23 protein-coding genes are annotated in these 21,735 nt (G+C 68.1%); 8 read left to right on the forward strand and 15 right to left on the reverse strand.

Features of this window, described 5'->3' with window-relative positions; translation table 11 throughout:
* Nucleotides 1-493: 493 nt before the first annotated feature.
* The 8 genes from CJZ98_RS12615 to CJZ98_RS12650 form a co-directional block, all read right to left on the reverse strand.
* Complete coding sequence (locus CJZ98_RS12615; protein WP_094591492.1) at nucleotides 494-2,662, reverse strand: glutamine synthetase III family protein; 2,169 nt, start codon at nucleotides 2,660-2,662, stop codon at nucleotides 494-496.
* Between the two features lie 99 nt (nucleotides 2,663-2,761).
* The gene (locus tag CJZ98_RS12620) at nucleotides 2,762-3,004 is read right to left on the reverse strand and encodes a hypothetical protein (protein ID WP_094591516.1); all 243 of its coding nucleotides are present in this window, start codon (nucleotides 3,002-3,004) and stop codon (nucleotides 2,762-2,764) included.
* Between the two features lie 57 nt (nucleotides 3,005-3,061).
* Complete coding sequence (locus CJZ98_RS12625; protein ID WP_094591493.1) at nucleotides 3,062-3,481, reverse strand: hypothetical protein; 420 nt, start codon at nucleotides 3,479-3,481, stop codon at nucleotides 3,062-3,064.
* Nucleotides 3,474-3,788 carry a hypothetical protein gene (locus CJZ98_RS12630; protein WP_094591494.1) on the reverse strand — a complete coding sequence of 105 codons (315 nt, stop codon included), beginning with the start codon at nucleotides 3,786-3,788 and terminating at the stop codon, nucleotides 3,474-3,476. The genes CJZ98_RS12625 and CJZ98_RS12630 overlap by 8 nt, the downstream gene beginning before the upstream one ends.
* A gap of 111 nt (nucleotides 3,789-3,899) precedes the next feature.
* Nucleotides 3,900-4,646 carry a pirin family protein gene (locus CJZ98_RS12635; RefSeq protein ID WP_094591495.1) on the reverse strand — a complete coding sequence of 249 codons (747 nt, stop codon included), beginning with the start codon at nucleotides 4,644-4,646 and terminating at the stop codon, nucleotides 3,900-3,902.
* A gap of 5 nt (nucleotides 4,647-4,651) precedes the next feature.
* Nucleotides 4,652-5,179 (reverse strand): NADPH-dependent FMN reductase, encoded by a 528-nt coding sequence (locus CJZ98_RS12640; RefSeq protein WP_094591496.1) that lies wholly within the window; start codon nucleotides 5,177-5,179, stop codon nucleotides 4,652-4,654.
* Nucleotides 5,176-6,246 carry an alkene reductase gene (locus CJZ98_RS12645; RefSeq protein WP_094591497.1) on the reverse strand — a complete coding sequence of 357 codons (1,071 nt, stop codon included), beginning with the start codon at nucleotides 6,244-6,246 and terminating at the stop codon, nucleotides 5,176-5,178. Before CJZ98_RS12645 ends, CJZ98_RS12640 begins: the two co-directional genes overlap by 4 nt.
* A gap of 31 nt (nucleotides 6,247-6,277) precedes the next feature.
* On the reverse strand, nucleotides 6,278-6,463 hold the full coding sequence (locus tag CJZ98_RS12650; RefSeq protein WP_094591498.1) for a hypothetical protein: 186 nt from the start codon (nucleotides 6,461-6,463) through the stop codon (nucleotides 6,278-6,280).
* Nucleotides 6,464-6,573: 110 nt separating this feature from the next.
* On the opposite strand from CJZ98_RS12650, the gene CJZ98_RS12655 reads away from it, so the two are divergent.
* The 6 genes from CJZ98_RS12655 to CJZ98_RS12675 all read left to right on the forward strand — a co-directional run bounded on the left by CJZ98_RS12655 (nucleotide 6,574) and on the right by CJZ98_RS12675 (nucleotide 13,031).
* A complete protein-coding gene (locus tag CJZ98_RS12655; protein ID WP_094591499.1) occupies nucleotides 6,574-6,930 on the forward strand; it encodes a winged helix-turn-helix transcriptional regulator in 357 nt (118 codons plus the stop codon).
* 60 nt (nucleotides 6,931-6,990) lie between these two features.
* On the forward strand, nucleotides 6,991-7,704 hold the full coding sequence (locus tag CJZ98_RS12660) for a rubrerythrin family protein (protein ID WP_094591500.1): 714 nt from the start codon (nucleotides 6,991-6,993) through the stop codon (nucleotides 7,702-7,704).
* 64 nt (nucleotides 7,705-7,768) lie between these two features.
* Nucleotides 7,769-7,936, forward strand: a complete 168-nt coding sequence (locus tag CJZ98_RS18855) for a hypothetical protein (RefSeq protein ID WP_198537770.1) — start codon at nucleotides 7,769-7,771, stop codon at nucleotides 7,934-7,936.
* Between the two features lie 45 nt (nucleotides 7,937-7,981).
* Nucleotides 7,982-8,509 carry a hypothetical protein gene (locus CJZ98_RS12665; RefSeq protein WP_094591501.1) on the forward strand — a complete coding sequence of 176 codons (528 nt, stop codon included), beginning with the start codon at nucleotides 7,982-7,984 and terminating at the stop codon, nucleotides 8,507-8,509.
* 110 nt (nucleotides 8,510-8,619) lie between these two features.
* Entirely contained in the window at nucleotides 8,620-9,918 is a 1,299-nt protein-coding gene (locus CJZ98_RS12670; RefSeq protein ID WP_198537772.1) for an efflux RND transporter periplasmic adaptor subunit, read from the forward strand.
* Nucleotides 9,915-13,031 (forward strand): efflux RND transporter permease subunit, encoded by a 3,117-nt coding sequence (locus CJZ98_RS12675; RefSeq protein ID WP_094591503.1) that lies wholly within the window; start codon nucleotides 9,915-9,917, stop codon nucleotides 13,029-13,031. The genes CJZ98_RS12670 and CJZ98_RS12675 overlap by 4 nt, the downstream gene beginning before the upstream one ends.
* Nucleotides 13,032-13,044: 13 nt before the next feature.
* Here the strand turns inward: CJZ98_RS12675 and CJZ98_RS12680 are convergent, their stop codons facing one another.
* The 6 genes from CJZ98_RS12680 to CJZ98_RS18370 form a co-directional block, all read right to left on the reverse strand.
* Nucleotides 13,045-13,902, reverse strand: coding sequence for a hypothetical protein (locus CJZ98_RS12680; protein WP_094591504.1), 858 nt, complete (start codon nucleotides 13,900-13,902; stop codon nucleotides 13,045-13,047).
* On the reverse strand, nucleotides 13,877-14,221 hold the full coding sequence (locus tag CJZ98_RS12685) for a hypothetical protein (protein WP_094591505.1): 345 nt from the start codon (nucleotides 14,219-14,221) through the stop codon (nucleotides 13,877-13,879). The genes CJZ98_RS12680 and CJZ98_RS12685 overlap by 26 nt, the downstream gene beginning before the upstream one ends.
* Nucleotides 14,218-14,610 carry an ExbD/TolR family protein gene (locus tag CJZ98_RS12690; protein ID WP_157910977.1) on the reverse strand — a complete coding sequence of 131 codons (393 nt, stop codon included), beginning with the start codon at nucleotides 14,608-14,610 and terminating at the stop codon, nucleotides 14,218-14,220. Before CJZ98_RS12690 ends, CJZ98_RS12685 begins: the two co-directional genes overlap by 4 nt.
* Nucleotides 14,607-15,101 carry a MotA/TolQ/ExbB proton channel family protein gene (locus CJZ98_RS12695; RefSeq protein WP_094591507.1) on the reverse strand — a complete coding sequence of 165 codons (495 nt, stop codon included), beginning with the start codon at nucleotides 15,099-15,101 and terminating at the stop codon, nucleotides 14,607-14,609. The genes CJZ98_RS12690 and CJZ98_RS12695 overlap by 4 nt, the downstream gene beginning before the upstream one ends.
* A 68-nt stretch (nucleotides 15,102-15,169) precedes the next feature.
* Complete coding sequence (locus CJZ98_RS12700) at nucleotides 15,170-16,117, reverse strand: CHAD domain-containing protein (protein ID WP_094591508.1); 948 nt, start codon at nucleotides 16,115-16,117, stop codon at nucleotides 15,170-15,172.
* A 146-nt stretch (nucleotides 16,118-16,263) separates the two neighbouring features.
* Nucleotides 16,264-16,422 (reverse strand): hypothetical protein, encoded by a 159-nt coding sequence (locus tag CJZ98_RS18370; protein ID WP_157910978.1) that lies wholly within the window; start codon nucleotides 16,420-16,422, stop codon nucleotides 16,264-16,266.
* A gap of 246 nt (nucleotides 16,423-16,668) precedes the next feature.
* Here CJZ98_RS18370 and CJZ98_RS12705 point away from each other — a divergent pair, with 246 nt between their 5' ends.
* On the forward strand, nucleotides 16,669-19,767 hold the full coding sequence (locus CJZ98_RS12705) for a choice-of-anchor I family protein (protein WP_157910979.1): 3,099 nt from the start codon (nucleotides 16,669-16,671) through the stop codon (nucleotides 19,765-19,767).
* 97 nt (nucleotides 19,768-19,864) lie between these two features.
* Nucleotides 19,865-21,385, forward strand: coding sequence for a Na/Pi symporter (locus CJZ98_RS12710; protein ID WP_094591510.1), 1,521 nt, complete (start codon nucleotides 19,865-19,867; stop codon nucleotides 21,383-21,385).
* Here the strand turns inward: CJZ98_RS12710 and CJZ98_RS12715 are convergent.
* Nucleotides 21,332-21,625 (reverse strand): DUF7219 family protein, encoded by a 294-nt coding sequence (locus CJZ98_RS12715; protein WP_232756457.1) that lies wholly within the window; start codon nucleotides 21,623-21,625, stop codon nucleotides 21,332-21,334. The two genes, CJZ98_RS12710 and CJZ98_RS12715, sit on opposite strands and share 54 nt — an antisense overlap.
* Between the last annotated feature and the right edge of the window lie 110 nt (nucleotides 21,626-21,735).

The raw sequence follows: 21,735 nt of genomic DNA on the forward strand, positions 1-21,735 counted from the left end.
AGAACAGGGGACCGGTCCGCTCCTGCTGGCCGCGCATCCGTTCAGTGCCGTTGGGCCATTCTCCCGCGGATCGGTTGGTTTTTCAGCAGCCTCCTAGGGGACCGCTGGGCTGGGCTGGCTCGCCATGGAGCTCGACCGAGCGCCAAACGCGAGCCCTACGCCGGGGGGATCTCGATGATTGGTGTGCTGGCTCTCGCCGTCATGGCCCTGATCCTCTGGGTGCGTAGCCGTCGCCAGTCCGACACCCGGGCCTGAGGGGTTGCTAAGAAACGCGAAGGGTGGTGCCCGCACGCACCACCCCCCTGATTAGACCGGAAACACAGCCGAGGTCGGGGCGCGGCCACCAGTGCCCCCGCTGATCCAGGCCGGCTGCAATGGGCATCCAGAACGGATCACCTCCAGAACGGACGCACCATTCCTCACACCCCAGCCCCGGCGCACGCCGGGGTTTTCTGGTGCTGGGGGCCCCATGCCGGCCCCCAGCACGGCGACCTCAGCGGATGAAGAGCATCTCCTGGTAGGTGGGCAGGGGCCAGGCGTTGTCGTCAACGAGGGACTCCAGCCCATCCACCGCTGCCCGCAGCTCGCCCATCAGCGGCAGCAGGGTGTTGGCGCAGTGGGCCATGTGGGCCTCGCTGCCGTGGGGAGCCGAGCCGAGGGCTGCCTCCAGGGCAGCCGTCTTGTCGAGCAGCTGCTGGGCGAAACCGGCAATCTCCTGGGCAATGGCCCGCGAGGGCGAGAGGCCGATGGCCTCCTGCTCCTGCAGGGAGCCGGCCAGATCGCCGAGGTAGGCGGTCACGGCGGGGTACACCTGGGTGCGGGCGATGCGCAGGGACAGCTTGGCCTCCACCTCGATCGCCAGGACGTACTGCTCGGCGTACACCTCGTAGCGGCTCTCCAGTTCCACCGGGCTGAGCACGCCGTGGCGGGCGAACAGGTCACGCACCTCGGGGCGGCGCAGCACCGGCAGGGCATCGGCGCTGGTGCGCAGGTTCTCCAGGCCGCGTTCGCGTACGGCTTTCTCGTGCCACTCGCTGGAGTAGCCGTCGCCGCCGAAGATCACGGCACCATGCTCCTGGGTGATCTGCTTGAGCACGGCGAAGGCCGCCGACTCGATCGGTTCGCCACCTCCGAGCCGGGCTTCCAGCTGATCCGCCACCCAGCTGAGCGAGTCCGCCAGGATGGTGTTCATCGCCACCAGCGGCCCCGCCACAGACTGACCCGAGCCCACGGCGCGGAACTCGAAGCGATTCCCGGTGAAGGCGAAGGGGGAGGTGCGGTTGCGATCGCCGGGATCCTTGGGGAATTCCGGCAGGGTGTCGACGCCCAGCTGCATCACGCCGCCGCTGGCAGAACCCTTGAGCTCGCCGTCGCGGATCTGGTTGTAGACGTCTTCCAGCTGGCTGCCGAGGTAGATCGAGATGATCGCCGGGGGCGCCTCGTTGGCACCCAGGCGGTGATCGTTGCCAGCGGTGGCCACCACCGAGCGCAGCAGCGAGCCGTACTTGTGCACCCCCCGGATCACGGCCCCGCAGAACAGCAGGAACTGCATGTTGTCGTGGGGGGTGTGGCCCGGGTCCAGCAGGTTGCCATGGCTGGAACTGCCGATCGACCAGTTGACGTGCTTACCGGAGCCGTTGACCCCGGCGAAGGGCTTCTCGTGCAGCAGGCAGGTGAAGCCATGCTTTTTAGCCGTGCTCTTGAGCACGGTCATGATCAGCTGCTGGTGGTCGGTGGCCACGTTGGCGGCCTCATAGACCGGCGCAATCTCAAACTGGCCGGGGGCCACTTCGTTGTGGCGGGTCTTGGCGGGCACGCCCAGGCGGTAGAGCTGGTGCTCCACGTCCTGCATGAACACCTGCACCCGCTCGGGGATGGCACCGAAGTAGTGGTCGTCGAACTGCTGGCCCTTGGCTGGCGGGGCACCGAACAGGGTGCGGCCCGCCAGCAGCAGGTCGGGGCGCAGGCCCAGATAGGCGTTATCGACCAGGAAGTATTCCTGTTCGGCGCCGCAGCTGGAGTTGACCGGGGCGATCTCCTTGTTGCCGAGCAGCTTGAGCAGGCGCTGGGCCTGCTGGTTCATGGCGGCGTTGGAGCGCAGCAGCGGGGTCTTCTTGTCGAGGGCCTCGCCGGTCCACGACACGAACACCGTGGGGATGCACAGCGTCAGCCCGTTGGGCGTCGGCATCAGGAAGGCCGGGCTGGTCACATCCCAGGCGGTGTAGCCGCGGGCCTCGAAGGTGGAGCGGATGCCGCCGTTGGGGAAGGAGGAGCCATCCGGCTCGCCCTGCACCAGCAGCTTGCCGGTGAATTCGGTGATTGCGGAGCCGTCGCTCTGGGGGGCGATGAAGCCGTCGTGCTTCTCGGCGGTGAGGTTCGTGAGCGGGTAGAAGACGTGGGCGTAGTAGAGGGCGCCCCGACTGGTGGCCCACTCCTTCATCGCCTGGGCCACAACGTCGGCCACGGAGGCATCCAGCTTGCCGCCCTCGCGGATGGTGCGCTGGATCGACTTGAAGGCATCCTTAGGCAGGGCGGCCTTCATCTTGCCCAGGGTGAAGACGTCACTGGCCCAGATCTTCTCGAGGGCCGGCGTCGGCTCGACAGCCGTGGGCTTGCGCCGCTGGATGGACTGAAGGGCCGCGAAACGCTCGGAACTGGGCATGGGGGATCAGGGAGGTGTGAAGGCATGCAAAGCCCCGGAGGGGGCAGTGCTTGGTAGCAACTGTTACTGAAATCGGGTGCCGTAGCTGGCTCTGAGAGCTCAGGCACCCGGATGGCGCAGGGTGCGCCAGTCGCCGCTGGTGGTGCTCACCTCCACGCCGATGGCCATGGCCGCGCCGTTGCCTGGAGGATCAGCGCTCGGGCCCAGCTGGCCCTGCCACCAGCTCTGGGCTTCGCCCCAGGCGCTCTCCAGCGAGTCGTAGAGGCCATCGAGCACGGGGTGGGGAGCGCCCTGCTGGTCCACCAGCCGGTAGCGCCGGGGCGATCGAAGCGTGAGGGCCATGGCGGCCATAACAGTCGGGATCGCTTCACCCTCCCGCGCTGGCCGTGATTCCAACTGTCACCGTGGCTGCCGTTTCACCAACCAGTCGCCGGCCGGTGGCAGGCTCCAGGCCACCAGGCTCAGGATCTGGAGCAGCCAGAGCAGGCCGAGACCGGGTGCCACCGCAGCCCGGCCTGCCGGCACCAGCGCCAGCCAAACGATCCCGTAGCCCAGGCTCACCGCCAGCCCCAGGCCCAGACCCACCAGGTTCAGCACCCGGCCCCAGCCCCGCCCGTCCAGCAGGGCCAGATTGGCGACGACTCCCAACACCAAGGCCGGCAGCACCGCCGCCAGCCCTACGGCCACGGTGGCCACCCGCAGGGGACCATCCCAGAGGATCCACGCCAGCAGGCCAGGCAGGGCCAGCACATTGACGATGAGCCCCAGCTTGGCCAGGCAATGGAAGCCGAGGACGGGGCCGAGCTGCGACCTAACCATGGGGCAGGGCCAGGGGCCGGGCCGGGGAGGCGATCGCCGGCAGTCCTGCGTGGCGCAGGGTGCGCCACTCGCCGCGGCGGGTGCTCACCTCCATGCCGAAGTGGGCGCCCAGCACCAGGCTCTGGTCCAGCGGTGCCGCCTCGGCGGGCACCAGGCCCTGGGCCTGGCACCACTCCAGAGCGGCATCCCAGGCCGCCTCGATCGACTCAAACAGGTCATCAAGGATGGGATGGGGCTGGCCGCTCGCATCCACCAGCCGGTAGACCCGGCCTGGATCGGCGGGGGATGGAGGCGCGGCGGCGGGCAAGGGGGACGCGCCCGGGGCGCGGGCAGCGGATGGACGATCCGCTTCACCCTGGCCCCGATCGCACCCTGCCAGGGTGACCTTCACAACATCTGCAAGTCGCCCCCATGGCCCTCAGTGCAGCTCGAACAGGAGCAGGTCGGCACCGGCCGCGCCGGCCGTGAAGCCCGTCAGGGCAGCTGGCTCGAAGCCCAGGCCGTCGCCGCCCACCAGGGCTGCCGGCGGCTGACCGCCCGCCAGCTCGATGGTGCCGCTGCCATCGATCACCTGAATCCAGCCCTGGCTGCCAGCCGCCAGCGCGATCGGCAGCTGGTCGGCGGCGCCGGGCTTGGCTCGCCACAGCCGCACACGGCGGTGGATCGCCATGGCCCCGTCGGCCCGCTCGGGACCCAGCAGCGGCGTCCAGCCGGCCCCGATCTCGAAGGGTTTCTGCTCGTAGGCAGGGGCGATGCCGGCCTCGCTGGGTTCGATCCAGATCTGCAGCAGCCGGCAGGGCCGCTCGCCGCCGTTCACCTCGCTGTGGACCACACCGGTGCCGGCACTCATGCGCTGCACCTCGCCGGCCCGCAGCACCTCGGCGTGGCCCATCGAATCACGGTGATTGAGCTGGCCCTCCACCATCACCGTGATGATCTCCATGTCGCGGTGGGGGTGCATGCCAAAGCCCTTGCCGGCAGCGATGGTGTCGTCGTTGATCACCCGCAGGGGGCCGAAGCCCATCCAGGCGGGGTCGTAATGGGAGGAAAACGAGAAGGAGTGCCAGCTGTCGAGCCAGTCGAGCTGGCTGTGGAAGCGCTCGGCGGCGGGGCGGAACACCAGGGTGTCCGTGGCGCGCGGGCCCGTGGATTGCGTGGTGGACATCGGTTTCAGGCCACAGGAAGGGACAGGTGGTGCAGGCGGCGCACCAGATCGGCGATGGAGTCGTCCTTGGCGGGATGGGCGCTGTTGCTCACCAGCTGGCGGCCCACCACATGGGCCCCGAGGTGGGCGAGCTGCAGGCGCAAGGCCGTCAGCACGGTGTGACCGCCCCCTCCGGAATGGGTGGCGATCACCACGGGCCTGCCGTTGAACAGGGCCCTGAAGTCGTCGCCCTGCACCGAGAGCCAGGCAATGGCACTGGTGAGCACGGGCGGAATCGAACCGTTGTATTCCGGGGCGCAGATCACCCAGCGGGGCGATGCGGCCAGCCGGGCCTGCAGCCCCACAAGCTCCTGCGGCGTTCCGGCGGCCTGGGCCTGCGGGGTGAACAGGGGCAGGTCCACGGCCGTGAGGTCGAGCACCTCGGCGGTGTGGTCCTGATCCCTGGCAGCGGCCGCGAAGCGCTGGGCCAGGGCCAGATTCTCGCCATTGCTGGCGGCGATCACCAGCAGATCGGGGGTTGGGGGGATGCTCATGGCTGGAACTCGAGGCGGGGGTAGTCGGTGTAGCCCACGGGGCCGGGGCTGTAGAAGGTGTCTGGGTTGGCCTGGGCCAGCGCCGCGCCGCGGCGGATGCGTTCCGGTAGATCGGGGTTGGCGATGAAGGGGGTGCCGAAGGCCACGGCATCCACGGCGCCTGAGGAGATCGCTGCCTGGGCCTCCTCAACCCCATAGCCGGCGTTGGCCACCAGCACGCCACCGAAGCGCTCGCGGATCGGGGTGAGCAGATCGCCCTGCTGGACCCCGGTGAAATCGGCCCGGATCACGTGCAGGTAATCCAGCGGCAGGTCGTTGAGTCGCTGCGCCAGCCAGCTGGCCAGACCGATCGGATCGCTGTCGCGGATGTCGTTGAAGCCGTTGAGGGGGGAGAGGCGCAGCCCCATCAGCGGGGTTTCCTGGGCCACCGCCTCGAGAACCTCCAATAACAGCCGCGCCCTGTTGTCGAGCGAGCCGCCATAGGCCCCACTGCGCTGGTTGGTGCCATCCCGCAGGAACTGATCCAGCAGGTAGCCGTTAGCGCCGTGCACCTCCACGCCATCGAAGCCAGCGGCGATGGCGTTGCGCGCCGCCAGCCGGAACCCCTCGACGATGCCCGGGATCTCATCATCCTCGAGGGGCCGGGGAACCACGTAAGGCTGCTTGCCCTCGGGGGTGCGCACCGTGTCACCGTTGATGACCAGGGCACTGGGGGCCACCGGCTGGTGCCCCCCGTTGAGCAGCGGATGGCAGGCGCGGCCGCCATGCCACAGCTGCAGCACGATCCGGCCCCCGGCCCGGTGCACCGCCTCGGTGCTGAGGCGCCATCCCTCCACCTGAGCCTGGCTGTAGATGCCGGGCTCGTGCCAGAAGGCGGAGTTGCCCTCGCTCACCATCGTGGCTTCGGCCACGATCAGGCCGGCGCCGGCCCGCTGGGCATAGTGCTGGGCGATCAGGGCGCCAGGCACGTGCCCTGGCTCAGCCCGGCAGCGGGTCAGGGGCGCCATCCAGATGCGGTTCGGCAGCTCCAGGTCGCCGAGGCGCAGGGGGGTGAACAAGTCGGTCATGGGGAACGGAAGGCGACGAGACTGGAGCGGGTCAGCCCCAGAACTTCCACCAGGCTCGCTTGGCCTGGCTGGCTGTGGTGGTGTCGGGTGTGCTGGCGGCGGTGAGCTTGGTGTGGCTGCCTTCGCAGAACTGGCCGTTCTTGCCCAGGCCGCAGGCGCTGAGGATGTGGGTACCGGCGTCCAGGCCGAGGGCAAAGGGATCGGAGACATTGCTCATCGGCAGCGGCGCCAGGATGGGGTGCGTGAAGGATCAGCCGATGCTCCGACCTCCCCCGGCGCCGGCGCAAGAACGCACCGAAACGTGGCCGAGGCACCGGCGGGTAACCCATGGATGAGCCGACGGGTTTCAGCGCCAGCCACGACCACACCAACTGCAAGGCCGAGCTGGCCCTGCGGGTGATCCAGGGCCGTTGGAAGCTTCTGGTGTTGCGGGAGCTGATGGAGGGGGTCCAGCGCTTCTCGGCCCTGCAGCGGGCCCTGCCGGGGGTGAGTCAGAAGGTGCTCACGGCCCAGCTCAGGGAGCTGGAGGCCAACGGGGTGGTGCAGCGCACCGCGTATCCGGAAGTGCCACCGCGGGTGGAGTACGGGCTCACAGCTCTAGGCCGTGAGCTGATTCCCGTGCTGGAGGGACTGCATGCCTGGGGCCAGCAGGTGGCGGAGGCCACCGCACCCGAGACCGGCTAACTCATACTCACTCCGACTTAGCTGCTAGGCTGGCGCCATCCACCCCGCCTGAGGACGCCCATGGACCTCTCCAAGCCCAGCACCCACGCCAACCTCGAGGCCGCCTTCGGCGGCGAGAGCATGGCCAACCGCAAATACCTCTTCTTCGCCGACGTGGCCAAGCAGCTCGGTAACCCCGAACTCGCCAAGCTGTTCCGCGACACCGCCGCCCAGGAGACCGAGCACGCCTTCGCCCACTTCCGCCTGCTCCACCCCGAGCTGGTGATCGGAGATCCCGCAAGCCTCAGCGGGGCCGAGAAGCAGGCGATCCTCAGCCGCTGCCTGGAGCTGGCCATCGAGGGTGAAACCTATGAGTACACCACCATGTACCCGGAGTTCGCCGCCCAGGCCCGCAGTGATCGCGACGGCGGCGCCGAGGCTGAATTCAACGAGCAGATCGACGAATCCAGGGAACACGCCGGCGTGTTCCGCACCGCTGCCAAGAACTTCGGCCTGCTGGCCCCGATCGAACAGCACCACGCCGAGCGCTACGGCGTGGCCCTGGAGGCCCTGCAGGGCAAGGGGGTAGCCAGCGAGGCCGCCGAGCCGGTGGCCGGCAAGTGGATCTGCAAGGTCTGCTCGATGATCTACGACCCGGCCGTGGGTGACCCCGATTCCGGCATTGCTCCGGGCACCGCCTTCGAGGCCATCCCCGACAGCTGGATCTGTCCAATCTGCGGCACCCGCAAGGCCAACTTCATCCCCTATCGGGAGCCCGAGCTGCAGGCGGCCTGATTGCGTACCACGGCCATGCCGCCTAGCGGCGATCTAGTGTGGGAACCAGCACAGGCGCATCCGCATGAGCCAGTTCCCCGCTGCCGGCTCCGGTCCGGCTGACGACCGCGTCAGCACCAGCCTCAAATGGGGCAGTGACGGCGAGCTCTCGCCGGTGGATCTGCAACGGGTGCTGGAGCGGCTGCAGGTGCCGACCTTGATGGAGTGTCCCCTGCGCGACGAGCGGATCTGACCGGCAGGTGCCCCCTAATCTGGCGCCGTTTTCCTACGGCCTGCCATGTCCTGTCACCGCCTCGTCGCGCCGTCCCCCCGGTTCCCCGCTCGCCTGGTTGCGGGACCCCTGCTGGCGGCCACGGCACTGATGGCTTCGTGCTTCGCCGGTGGCGCGCCTGCCCAGGCTGCCCCCCTGTGCACATTCCTTCAGCCCATCGGCGGCAACGGCACCACACCGATCGTCTCCAAGCAGGTGGGGAGGGGCAAGCTGATCGGCCGGACCAACTGGAACACCGATTTCATCGTGGATCGGCCCTACGACAGCTACAAGTTCTTCTTCACGGCCAACTCCTCCAGCGGTAGTGCCCAGTACCCCGTCACCGGCTATCTCAAGTTCAGCGACGGCAGCAATCTGCAAGTGTTCAACGAGACCATGAGCCCGCCGCTCGGCACGGGGCGCATGTTCGGACCCTTCCCTGCCATCCCCGGCAAGCAGACCAGCCAGGCCAACTTCAAGATCGGCGCCAGCGACGATCCCGGGGCCCTGGGCTTCAGCTACCGCATCTCGGTGCAGGGCTGCAGCGGCAGCTGAGACCATCGGGCCGGCCGCTGGGGCGGCGATTGGATCACCGGCTGGCGTGATCGAACTCACAGCGGTCGGGCCTGGCGATCTGTCTATGGTTTCGCGGTGACAGGTCCGCGGTGAAAGGTCTCTCCCGTTCGCGACAGATGGCGGCCGCCGCCGCGGGGGTCGTCGCTGCAGTGGTCCTGGTGCGGGTTCTGTGGCCCCGCCAGGAGGCCCCTCGCCAGCGGCCGCCCGTGCCGGTGGAACTGGCCACCGCCCGGGTGGGAGCGATCACCGTCACCTATCCGATCACCGGCGAGGTGCGGGCCGTGGCCTCGGCCCAGATCCGACCGGAGGTGAGCGGCATCATCGAGCGGGTCTACTTCCGCGAAGGCCAGGAGGTGACGGCGGGGCAGGCCCTGCTCGGCCTCGATCGGGCCCCCTTCCTGGCGGCCCTGAACCAGGCCATCGCCAACAGCCGCAAGGCCGCCGCAGCCGTGCAGGTGGCCGCCGCCAAGGCCCGCAGCGCCCACACCCTGGCCCGCACGGCGCGGCTGCGGGCCGATCGCTACTCCCGGCTCGGCAGCCAGGGCGCCGTCAGCCGCGACCAGGAGGACCAGTTCCGCAGCGACGCGGACTCGCTGCAGGCTGAGGCCATCAGCCGCGACAGCGAGGTGGTGAGTGCCCGCGCCGACCTGGCCGCCGCCCAGGCCGCCGAGGCCGCCGCCCGCCTCCGCTACGACCGCACAATCGTGCGCTCCCCGATCAGCGGCCGCACCGGCCAGCTGCGGGTCACGCCCGGCAACCTGCTGCAGGAGGGCAACGTCCAGCCACTGCTGGTGGTGAACCAGTTCCGTCCGATCGACGTGGTCTTCGCCCTGCCCCAACGCTTGCTGGGCCAGGTGCGACGGGGGCTCCCGGTGCGGCTGGAGGATGGCGCCCAGGGCAGCGTCAGCGCCATCGACAACGCCGTGGATCCCAGCACCGGCACCACGCCGATCAAGGCCTCCTTCAGCAACACGGCTCTCCGCCTGGTGCCAGGGCAGTTCGTGAAGGGGGCGCTGCAGCTGGAGCGGCTCAGCGGCGTGACGCTGATTCCCCAGGTCGCCGTGCAGAGCGGCCAGAAGGGCAGCTTTGTGTACGTGGCCGCCCCCGCCCGGAGCGATGCGCCCGGGACCGTACCAGCCGCCGCCGGCTCCAGCTCCGCGTCTAGACGCGGCCGCGCCGTGGAGGCCCGCAACCTGGAGCTTGGCCCCGCCAACGGCGGCCTGGTGGTGGTGCGGCGCGGCCTGGCTCCCGGTGAGCAGGTGGTGACCCGCGGCCAGTTCGCCCTCGGCCCCGGCGCCCGCATCACCACCCGGTCAGCTGGTGGAAGCGGCTCCGGCGAGTCGGGTCAACGGTCGTCTCGCGGGCCCGAGGGGTCGCGCCAGCCATGAAGCTCTCCGTTGGGTTCATCCGCCGCCCGGTCACCACCATTCTGTTGATGGTGGCGCTAGTGCTGTTTGGCCTGGTTGGCTACTTACAGCTGCCAATCAGCGACCTGCCCAGCATCGACTTCCCCACCCTGCAGGTGAACGCCTCCCTGCCGGGAGCCAATCCCCAGACCATGGCGAGCGCCGTGGCCACGCCCCTGGAGCAGCAATTCACCAGCGTCGCTGGCCTGAGCGCGATGACCTCCAGCAGCAGCCAGGGCAGCACTCAGATCAGCTTGCAGTTCAACCTCAACCGCGACATCGACGTCGCCGCCCAGGACGTGCAGACGGCGATCAGCCAGGCCTCACGCCTGCTGCCCCCGGACATGCCCAGCGCCCCCTCGGTGCGCAAGGTGAACCCGTCCGAGCAGCCGATCTTCTACCTGGTGCTGAGCTCCGATGTGCTCAAGCTCTCGGAGGTAACCCGGGTGGCGGAGGTGCAGCTGGCCCAGCGCCTGTCGATGCTCGATGGCGTATCACAGGTGCAGGTGTTCGGCGCCCAGAAGTACGCGGTGAGGATCCGGGTGGATCCCCAGGCACTTACCGCCAAGGGCATCGGCATCGACCAGGTGGCCGGCGCCATCCGCGGCGGCAACTCCAACGTGCCCACCGGCAACCTCTACGGCCGCGAGCGTACCTACAGCGTCGACGACGACACGCGCCTCAGCGATGCTGCGGGCTACCGCCAGCTGGTGGTGGCCTACCGCAACGGCTCGCCGGTTCGGCTCGGAGATGTGGCCGAAGTAAACGACAGTGTGGCCAACGAGCGCCTCGCCAGCTGGTACAACGGCAGCCGCTCGATCGTGCTGGCGGTGCAGCGCCAGCCGGGCAGCAACACCGTGGCGATCACCGAGGCCATCCAGAACCTGCTGCCGGAGCTGCGCCAGCAGGTGCCCGGGGCCATCCGCATCGACGTGCTGTTTGATCGATCCGAGGCGATCCGTGAGGCGATCCACGACGTGCAGATCACCCTGGTGGCAACGATCCTGCTGGTGGTGGGGGTGGTGGCCCTGTTCCTCGGCACGGGGGTGGTGACAGCCCTGCCGTCCCTGGCGATCGTGATCTCGCTGGTGGCCACCTTCGGGGTGATGGCGCTGCTGGGCTACTCGCTCGATAACGTGTCGTTGATGGCGCTCACCCTGAGTGTGGGCTTCGTGGTGGACGACGCCATCGTGATGGTTGAGGCGATCGTGCAGCGCCAGGAGCAGGGAGAAGGGCGCTGGCAGGCGGCGGTGCGTGGCGCCGAGGAGATCGGCACAACGGTGATTTCCACCACCGTGGCCCTGGTGGCCGTGTTCATCCCGGTGCTGTTCATGGGCGGGCTGATCGGGCGCCTATTCCGCGAGTTCGCCGTGACCCTGAGCGTGGCGGTGCTCTTCTCCAGCGTTGTGGCCCTCACGCTAACGCCGATGCTGGCGGCCAGGCTGCTGCCTCCCCCCGGCGACCAGCTACGAGGCCATGTGCTGCTGCAGAGTTTCGACCGCGGGTTCAAACGGCTCACCGCCTTCTACGACCGCACACTGCGCCGGGCCCTGGCCCGGCCCAACCCCGTACAGGTCCTCTCGCTGGGGCTGGTGCTGCTGACCCTGGTGCTGCTGGCCGTGGTGCCCAAGGGCTTCATCCCGGACGTGGACACTGGCCAACTGACGGTCAACACCCAGGCCGCCGAGGGCGTCAGCTTCCAGGAGATGGCCGAGTTGCAGACCCGGCTCGCCACAAAACTCCAGGCCCACCCGGCCATCGCCGGGGTGAACAGCACCATCGGCGCCGGCGGGCCGAATGCCTCCGCCAACAGCGGCCGCCTGTTCGTCAAGCTCAAGCCTCGCAGCGAGCGTTCCATCGACGCCGAGACCTTAAGTGGTGAGCTGCGCCGCACGGTGAACGGCATCCCGGGGCTGCGAGCCTTCGTGCGCATGCCGCCCGCCCTCAACCTGGGGGTGGGTCAAAGCCGCGCTAAATACCAGTTCACGATCCAGGCGATCGACGAGACGGCCCTGCTGGCTCAGGCCCCGGACTTCGAGCGGCGCCTGCGGGCCCTGCCAGGCCTGACGGACGTGAACAGCGACCTGCTGCCCAACAACCCCCAGCTGGAGATCCGGATCGACAAGGACCGTGCCGCCGCACTCGGGGTGGATGCGGCCTCCCTGCAGGGCACCCTGCGAAATGCCTACGGGGAAAACCAGGTCTCGACGATCTACAAATCCGATGGCCAATACGCCGTGATTGCCGGCGTGAAGGCCAGCGCCCAGAGCGATCCCGCCGATCTTGACCGGCTGACGATCCGCAACGGCTCCGGCCAGTTGATTCCCCTGGGCACGATCGCCAGCCTGGAGCGGGGCGTCGCCCCGGTATCGATCCAGCACACGGGCCTGCTGCCCTCGGTCACCTACTCGTTCAACCTGCAGCCCGGCGTGTCGCTCGACGACGCCAACCGGCGCATCCGCGAGTTGGCGGCCGAGACCCTGCCGGAGGGCACCTCCGGGTCCTTCCAAGGCACGGCCAAGGTGTTCGAGGATTCGCTCCAAGGCATCGGCGGCCTGGTCCTGGCGGCGGTTCTGGTGGTGTATCTGGTGCTCGGCATCCTCTACGAGGACGCCATCCATCCGCTCACGATTCTCACCAGCCTGCCCTCGGCGGCGGTGGGCGGCCTTGCGGCGCTGCTGGTGTTCGGCTCAGAGCTGAACATCTACAGCGTGATCGGGCTGGTGCTGCTGATCGGCCTGGTGAAGAAGAACGGCATCATGATGATTGATGCCGCGATCCAGTACCGGCGCCAGGGCTTCGACATCGGCGAGGCGATCCACAAGGCCTCGATCAGCCGCTTTCGCCCGATCATGATGACGACCCTGTCCTCGGTCGTGGGCACACTGCCCATCGCCCTTGGCCTTGGGGCGGGCGCTGAGGCGCGGCGGCCCCTGGGCCTGGTGGTACTGGGGGGCCTGCTGCTCTCCCAAGCGGTGACCCTCTACATCACCCCGGTGTTCTATGTGCAGGCCGAGCGGATCGCGAGTCGGCTGGGCCTGCGGCGCGATGACTCCGGCGACGGCGGCCCCGCCGCTCCCCGAGCCGCCAGCTGATCCGCTCCGGTCGTCAGCTGGCGGTGCTGGTGCCCTCCTGGGAGCTCTCCTTGAGGGGGCTACGGATCAGCCACACGGCATCGCCATCGCGCCAGAGCAGCAGTAGCGCGTCGCGCTCCACCAGGGTCAGCCCCTGGAACTGGGCGAGACCCGTCTCGGCGATGGATCCAGCGGCCAGGCGCCGCACCTCCGTGCCTGCGCCGAGTTCCCCGAAGGGGGAGCTTGCTGGCCGGGCCCGGCGCCAGAGGGCCTGGAGCTTCTGGCCCAGGGGAGCATCGGGCCACAGCAGGCGCCGGCGCACGGCCTGGGCAGGCTCGCTGAAGCCGTCGAAGGCACCGTCTCTGGCCCCGGGGATCCAGCCACGGGCCAGCTCCAGCACCTCGGCGGGCTGGGCCGGCAGGTCCGCATCCCCATCCGGAGTCTGGGCGGGGCTGCCCGCAGCCCCTGCCGCGGGCTTGGGCGTTGGGGTGGCAGCCGGCTTGCCCTTCTCCGCACGGGGTTTGCCGGGCTCCGGCAGCAGTTCGGGGGGCGGCGGCGGCAGGGCATCGAGGGCCGCCAGCGACGCGACGCTCAGGGGCTGCAATCCACCCGTCACCGTGCCGGCCTGGGCGTCAAGCCGGGCCTGGGCGGCCTGAAGGCGGCGCCCCAGTCTCAGCAGCTGGGGGGCGTCATCCACCGCCTGGGACGCGGCCTGGTCGGAGCGGGCCGCGCTGCCCGTGGGCCGACTCGCTGGGGTCAGGGCGGCAATCAACAGCAGCAGGGCATTGAGGCCCAGGGCCAGCAGGAAGGCCAGACCGAGCGGATGGGCCAGAAACTGGCGCCAGCGGCGTTGCCAGTGGCTGGGATCAACCCTGGGGAAGCTGGAGTTCAAGGGAGAGGCCTCCGTCGTCGAGCTGGTGGAGCAGGCCCAGCACCTCACCCCAGGGGGTGGCTGGGTCGGGGAGCAGGCGTAGGTGCAGGTCGGGTCGGCGCTGTCGCGCCTGGCGCAGCATTGCCACCAGCTCCGGGCGCGACACGGGCTGGTTCCACATGCGCAGCACCCCGCCAGGGCCCACGTGCAGGGTCAGCAGACCCTGGGCCATGGGGCGCTGGGCCAGCCGCTGGGGCAGCAGCAGCAAGGCCAGGCCGAAGCCGGCCAGGGCCGTGCCCAGCAGGCCGTAGCCCAGGGATGGCAGCCACCAGGACCTCATCCGCCCCCCGCCAGTTGCAGCTGCACCGGGCGGCCGCTCTGGCGCTGCAGCCAGGCCAAGCTGCGGCTCACTTCCCCACTGCCGAGGGCAGGCGAGGGCAGATAGCGCAGCCGCACGGATGGGCCCTGGGACCCGGCCTGGGCCAGGCGCAGCCGTTGGCGGCTCAGGCGCTCGCCCAGGGCGGTCTCACTCAGGGGACTGCCATTGACGTACCAGGCTCCGAGGGCACTGCGCACGATCAACAGGGTCTCGGCGCGGACCGCTGGCTGGTTTGCCCGAACCCGCGGCTCCAGAGGGCCCACCAGGAGCGCCGGCAGACTGGCCGTGGCGGTGAGCACCACCAGAGTGGTGGCAGTGGCGGGCATCACCAGGGCGAGCATTCCGCTCACGGGATGACCTCGCGCTGTCGCAGCTCCAGGTCGAGCAGGTCGCGCTGCCAGCGCCGCAGGCCCTGGTTGAGCAGGAGCAGCGCCAGGGCCGCCAGGGCCAGCTCCAGGCCCACGACCGTGCTGGCCAGGACATCCGCATAGCCCACCAGCGGATTGGCGGGGGGCAGCAACAGCTGGGGCCCCAGCTCCCGCAGCACGCCCATCAGCCCGAGCACGGTGCCCACCAGGCCCAGCAGCGGTGCTAGCAGAACGGCGGCCTGGAGCACTGGCTCACCGAAGGCCATGGAGCGTTGACGCCGCTCAAGCAGCAACCGGGCCGCCAGCAGGTTCACGGTGCCCGCCAGCTCCCGCCGCAGGCTGTCGCGTTGGCGGGCCGGCGGCCGCCACCAGCGCCACCAGAAGGACACCCGCTCAAAGGCGATGGTGAACACCGCCAGCGACAGCAGAGCCAGGGGAATGGCCACAGGCCCGCAGGCCTTCAACAGGGACATGGCTCCAGGCGGGAGAGAACGGCTCTGGCCGCGCGGATGCTATCGACTCACCCGTCAGTTCCCCGGTATCAGCCCGGCGGGCCTTCGGTAGCGACTGCACTTGACGGCTGGTCAGGCCCCGAGCCCAGCTGCATCTGGCGAAACTGCTCCTGGGTCTGGGGATCGAGCATGGCCGTCGAGGAGGCCTGCCACAGGCTCCAGGTCTGGGCACGCTTCTCCAGGATCAGGCTGCAGAGCGTGGGCAGTAGCCGATCCAGATCCCCCTCCACCTGGTCCTCCAGGGCGCGCTGCAGCACCAGCAGGTCGTTGAACTCCCCCAGTTGCTCCTGGATGGCCTTGAAGCGCTCGATCCAGGAACTGAGCAATGCGCCCTCCAGCTCCTCCAGGTTGGTGAGGGCGTAGCGGGCGGCCTTGATGCGCTTGCGCAGGTCGTGCAGGGCTTCGTGATCGCCCGCAGCGCCATAGCCGCGGCAGCGCCAGCCCGGATGGAGCATCAGGCCCGTCAGGGCAGCGGACTTCCACTCCGGCAGCCACGAGAGCACCGGCTCCTCACCGAGGGCCGTGCAGAGGGGCTGCTTGAGCCAGCCCTGTAGCGCGGCGATCAGCTGCAGGTACCGCTTGCTCCTCAACGTTTCAACCAGGCCTTCGAAGGCCAGCCGCCGCTCCCGCTTCAGTTGCTTCTGCACCCGTTTGAGGTTGGAGAGCTCGCGGGGCGTGAGGAGTGGCAGCAGCTCCCCCTCCAGCCGGCCCCGCAGCACATCGAGATCGCGGGCCAGCCCCAGGCTGCGACCGAACTTCGCCAGCCGCTGGCCCGTCACCGTCTCAGGCAGCTGCAGGGCCGGCGCGAACTGGGCCAGGGTGGCCCGCAGCCGGCGGAACCGCACCCGGAGCTGGTGCAGGGGTTCTGGATCCGTGTCCTCCAGCACCGGGGTCTGCAGCTCCACGATGCGATGCAGGTGCTGCTGCACCAAGTCGGCCGCGTAGGCCCCACTGCTGAGTCCGGGGATGGCGGTCATCGTCGCTCTCGCGTCACAGCCGAAGGGAGGGAATGTCTCGGGGGCCGGGGGTGATTCCGACCATCTCCTCGGTCTAGGACAGACGACGGACCCAGGACCGCTCAGCTTCCAGTCGCCGTCGCCACGGAATCGGCGGGATCGCAGCTTCAGCTGCTCGGTCTTGATGGCAGGCGCAGTTGGCTGTCGAGGGGTTGGCGCAGCTCGGGATGCAGCGACACCAGCCAGGAGCCCAGCAGAAGAATCGTGGCTTGAATCGCCAGGCAGCTGCCGATCGACGCCAGACGATCACCGGACGGGAGAGCCATGACCAAGGGCCTGAGAACTCCATTCCAGGGGATGCGAACCGACGCCGGCGGTGCTGGAGACGACCAGCCGCCGGTCGGATGGGAGACAGGCCAGAGCCTGGGACGGCGGGCCATGGCACCAGGGATACAGGCACCGGTGACAAGGGCCACAGCTCGACCTTGGCTTAACCAGGTGCTGGCCTTTCCTTAACGACGGGGGGGAGGTAGATGCCGGAGGGTTTCGTTGATCCCAAGACGTCTTCGGCCGTGCCCACGAACCCCTCGTCCAGGTCCCTCTCCCCGATCCTCAGCGATGACCGGGACGAAGAGCGGGGTCGACGCGGCAAGACCCCGGCACCGGCCCCTCCCCTGCTCTCCAGCCTTGACCTCTCGCCGACGCCTCCCACCCCAGGCACCTCGCCCAGCGAGCAGTTCCAGACGGAGATCTCCGCCTACGTGAAGGTGGGCGGCAAGCTGTTCATCCTCTCCTCCGGCGGCGGCACCACCCTGCAGGTGACCGATGCCACCAATCCCTCGGCACCCGGTGTGCTGCAGCGCATGTCCCTCGGGGGATACAACAGCCAGTCGGTGGCCACCTACAACGACCTGGTGGCGGTTGCCCTCTCCCCCATCGACTATGCAACCAACGCGGGCAAGGGGCTGGTGCGCTTCTACCGGCTCGACAAGAGCGGCACCCTCACCCTGGTAAAGGACGTGGAGGTGGGCTACCTGCCCGACAGCATCGCCTTCAGCGATGACGGCAACAAGCTGGTGATCGCCAACGAAGGTGAGCCCATCAAGGATTACGCGATTGATCGGCCCGGCAGTATCGGCTTCATTGACATCAAGGGCAAGGAAGGCAAGGAGAAGTTCACCTACACCGACCGTGATTTCGCCGGGCTTACGCTCCCCAGCGGCATTCGAATCTCCGGCCCGGCGGGCACCACCCAGGCCACTGACATCGAGCCGGAGTACATCTCAATCCTGGGGAACTATGCCTACGTCACCCTGCAGGAAAACAACGGTGTCGCCAAGGTTAACCTCAAAACCAACACCATTGAGAAGATCTTTGCGCTTGGTAGCGTCGATTTCAATACCCAGCTCGTTGACATCACCGACCGCGACGGCCCCAGCGACACAACCCTGATCAAGCCCGTCCTCGGCAACAACGTGGCGGGTCTGCGGATGCCGGATGGGGTGTCCGCCTTCAGCACCAAGGGCAAGCAGTACTTCATCACCGCCAACGAAGGCGATGGCCGCGACTACGGCACCTACCTCGATGAGTCGCGCCGCAACACCGGACTGAGTGGACGCCTCAAGACCCTCTCCGACGACACCACCGCTCCCTTCACCGCCTTCGGCAGCCGCAGCGTCAGCATCTTTGATGCCAAGACAGGCGCTCTCGTGTGGGACAGCGGCAACACCCTGCAGACCATCGCCATCGCCGCCGGCGTGTATGACGACACCCGCAGTGATGACAAGGGCGTTGAGCCCGAAGGCGTGGTGGTGAAGGAACTGAACGGGCGCACCTACGCGATCGTCAGCACCGAACGCAGCACCAGCAGCCTGCTGGCCGTGTTCGACATCACCAAGCCGGAGGAGGCCCGCTTCGTCACCAGCACCGTGCTGGCGGGCAGCGTGTCGCCTGAGGGCCTGCTGGTGGTCGATGCCAAGGACAGTCCCACCAAGCGGGATCTGCTGGTGGTGTCCAATGAGGTTTCGAACACCCTGAATTTCCTGGATCTAGGCGCTCTGATCGCCGCACCGCCGGTGGCCGAAGCCGGCACGTTTACTGCCACCCAACTCAAGGACGTAGTCGGCGGACCCGAGCTCAAGATCACCAGCCTGATCACCAACGGCGAGTTCACCAACGGCACCGAGCCAGGCAGCGTCTATGTGCCACCGGGAATCTTTGATGGCCAGGGCGCCTATGCCAACGGAGACGGCACCTACACCCTGCTGGTGAACCACGAACTGGGTTCAAGTGCTGGCTATGCCTATACAGCGCAAGGCCTGAACCCCTCTGTCAACGGTGCCCGCATCAGCCGGTTCATCGTCGATATCGATAGTGATGACAAGGCCTCCAATGGCTTCCAGTCGCGCATCCTCAGCGGCGGCCTTGCCTACGACAAGGTGATCGGCAACGACCCCAACGGTTTCGATCGCTTTTGCTCCGCCAATCTTGTGGAGGCTAAAAGCTTTGGAGCAGGTCGGGGTCTGGCAGATCGCACCTTCCTTGTGGGCGAGGAGGTCTTCGGTGGCGGTGGGGGCGCCTTCTATGCCCTCGACACGGCCAACAGTGACCTCTACCAGGTGAATGCCTTCGGCAAGGGTACCTGGGAGTCGGCCACAGTGATCGACACCGGCAATGCGAACACAGTGGCCGTGCTTCTGTTCGACGATGCCAAGGCACCCCTGAGGCTCTGGGTCGGCCAGAAGACGGCGGGCGGCTTCCTCGAGCGCAACGGATTGGCGGAGGCGAATGGTGCCCTTTACACCTTCGTTCCCACCGACCTGGCAGAGACTGGCGTCGATACCACCCCTGGCCCTGATTCCGACGATCTCAAGGGCTTGGCCCTCGGCACGCCTCTGGTGGGTCGCTGGGTGAAGATCGAAAAACCACTGGGCAAGTCCAGCTACGCCGATCTCAGCGACGCCGAGATCCGCACCCTAGCCACTGATCTGGGCGCTCTCCAGTTGAGTCGCATCGAAGATGGGGAGGTTAACCCGCTCAATGGCCAGCAGGCCGCCTTCGTGTCCACCGGCACCAAAGATTTCAGCAGCGGTGATCTCTATGGCAACGTCTACACCCTGAGCTTTGCCAATGCGTTTGCCACCGACGGCAGCCTTGCAACAAACGGCATCACAAGCTTGCGGTTAATCTATGATGCAGATCGTTTTGCCGATCCCACCACAGGCCTGCGCAACCCCGACAACCTCACCTGGAGTTCCGATGGCTTTCTCTATCTACAGGAGGACAGGGCAAACGGTGGAGGTCTCGATACTCTGAACGGCAACTTCGGAACCCAGGAGGCCTCGATCTGGAAGCTAAACCCAGCGGGTCCAATTGATCCAGTCACAGGTGTCCCAGGTCAACGCTGGGTGCAGATCGACCGTACGGCGGTGCCCACAGCCTACGGCCAGAGCCAGCCGGGTGTGGTCACAGAGGCCTCCACGAACGGTGTCGGAAACTGGGAATCTTCGGGCATCATCGATGTGTCGTCGATCTACAGTGCCCCTCCTGGCAGCTTCTTCATCTCCACCGTTCAGGCCCACAGCCTCAGCGGCGGAAACCTCAACGGGAGCGGCTACCTGGTGGAGGGAGGTCAGATCGACCTGATCTACCAGATCACCGATCTGATCTGACGGTTGTCATGGGTGAAATGCTTCACCTGCTGTTTGTCGTTAGTCCATGCACCCGTCTGAACGGCGTCAGCTTGTCTAGACAGGGTGCAGGGATGGGGTGAGCCCACTGGACCAAGGCAGCGCCCTGCTCAATGCCCTCGGCGGGCTCCGCCTGTTCCTGCTGGGCCTCGCCCTGCTCAGAGAGGGCCTGCGCAGCCTGGCGGGCCAGCAGCTGCGCCGGCTGCTGCTCAGCTTCACCCGTTCCCCCCTCTCGGGTGCCCTCACCGGCGCCTGTGCCACGGCGCTGCTGCAGTCGTCCACGGCGGTGATGGTGGCCACGGTGGGATTCGTGGCCGCGGGGCTGATCAGCTTCCCCGCCTCCCTGGGGCTGGTGATGGGGGCGAATGTGGACAGCACCAGCCTGGGCTGGCTTGTGGCCCTGGTGGGAATCCGGCTGCAACTGAGCCAGCTGATGCTGCCGCTGCTGCTGCTGGGGGCAGGCCTGAAGCTGCTGTTCCTAGGCCTGGCAAGCCTTCATGTGGCGATGGTCAGTCGGGGTCTGCTGCTCGAGCCCGGCCACTTCGACACTGCCACCTCCACGGGGCGGCTGCAGTTGCTGGCCCTGGGCTTCATCACCACCTTGATCACCCATTCCTCCGGAGCGGGGGTCACAGCCAGCCCCACGGCCCTCTCGGCGGGCGCCCTCAACCTGGGCCAGGCCTGCGCCCTGGTGATCGGCATGGACATGGGCTCCAGCATCACGGCCCAGATCGCTGCCATCGGCTCGGGCCTGAGCGCCCGCCGCACCGCCATGGCGCACCTGCTGTTCACCGTGGTGACCGCGGGCCTGGCCTTTGTGCTCCTGCCCCCTTATCTGCAGCTGCTTGCGGCGCCGTCGCTGCCGGCCAGCCAGCTGGAACCGGCCTTTGCCCTCACGCTGTTCCAGAGCGGCTTCAACCTGCTGGGCCTGGCCTTGCTGTTGCCCCTAACGGGGCCGTTCGCCGCTCTGATCCGCCAGCTGGTGCGCGCCTCCCAGGAGCGCGAGGTCGACGACCTTGACGCCATTCCTCCCCCGCAACCGGACCAAGCCCTCGAGCCGGCCGCCGAGGCCCTGCGCCAGACCTTCGGGGATCTGGTGGTGCATCTGGGCTGGTCGCTGGGGGCAGAGCCGGGGCTGGTGCCGCCGCGGCCCACGGGCCTCGATGGACTGCAAGGAGAACTCGACCGGGTTGAGCTCTATCTCGATCAGATCCACGTGGAGAAACTGGAGGCCCCTGAGGGCCGGCGCCTGCTGCACCTGTTGCACGGCCTGGACCATCTGCAGCGCCTGCATGAACGGCTGGAGGAGGAACCGGATCGGGCCCGCACCGTGCGCAGCGATCCGGCCCTGGCGGATCTGCGCCAGGAGCTCCTGGGCCTGGTGAGCGAGCTGCCCCAAAGCTTGGCGAAGGATCACTGGCTGGCGGCGAGCCAGGCTTCCGCCGCTGCCGCCGAGGCGATCGGGGCCAGCGTTCAGCCGCTGCGCCATCGGGTGATGGAGGCCATCGCTACGGGCGAGCCGGAGCTGGAGCGGGGTACCCGACCCTCAGCCCTCGGAATCCAGCAGATGCTCGCGGCTGGCATCCAGTTGCTTCCATAGGCTGCGGATCTCCGCGTAGGCATCATCCTGCTGGAGCTTGCCACCAGCCTGGAGCGCCACGATCAGGCCGATCCGATCGGCAAATTGCTCCAGATTCTGGTGAAAAGCCAGCTTCTGGGGAGACCAGTCCGCGCCGCGGTAGCTGCTGAAACCCTCCAGGGGTGCGTGGACTCCCGTAGTGGACCTGACTTCAGGAGGTGTGGGAGCATCACCACCCTGGGGGTGCAACGGGTGGCTCATCGGGACTGGATGTTTGGGTGAGCTTAGCGATGCCGCCGCGAGCCTGAAGCTCCCTGTGAACGGTCCCCTCACCTCACAGACCAGGAATCGCGGTCCTCTCGGTCGTTCAG

This window comes from Vulcanococcus limneticus LL, from assembly GCF_002252705.1.
GTDB lineage: Bacteria > Cyanobacteriota > Cyanobacteriia > PCC-6307 > Cyanobiaceae > Vulcanococcus > Vulcanococcus limneticus.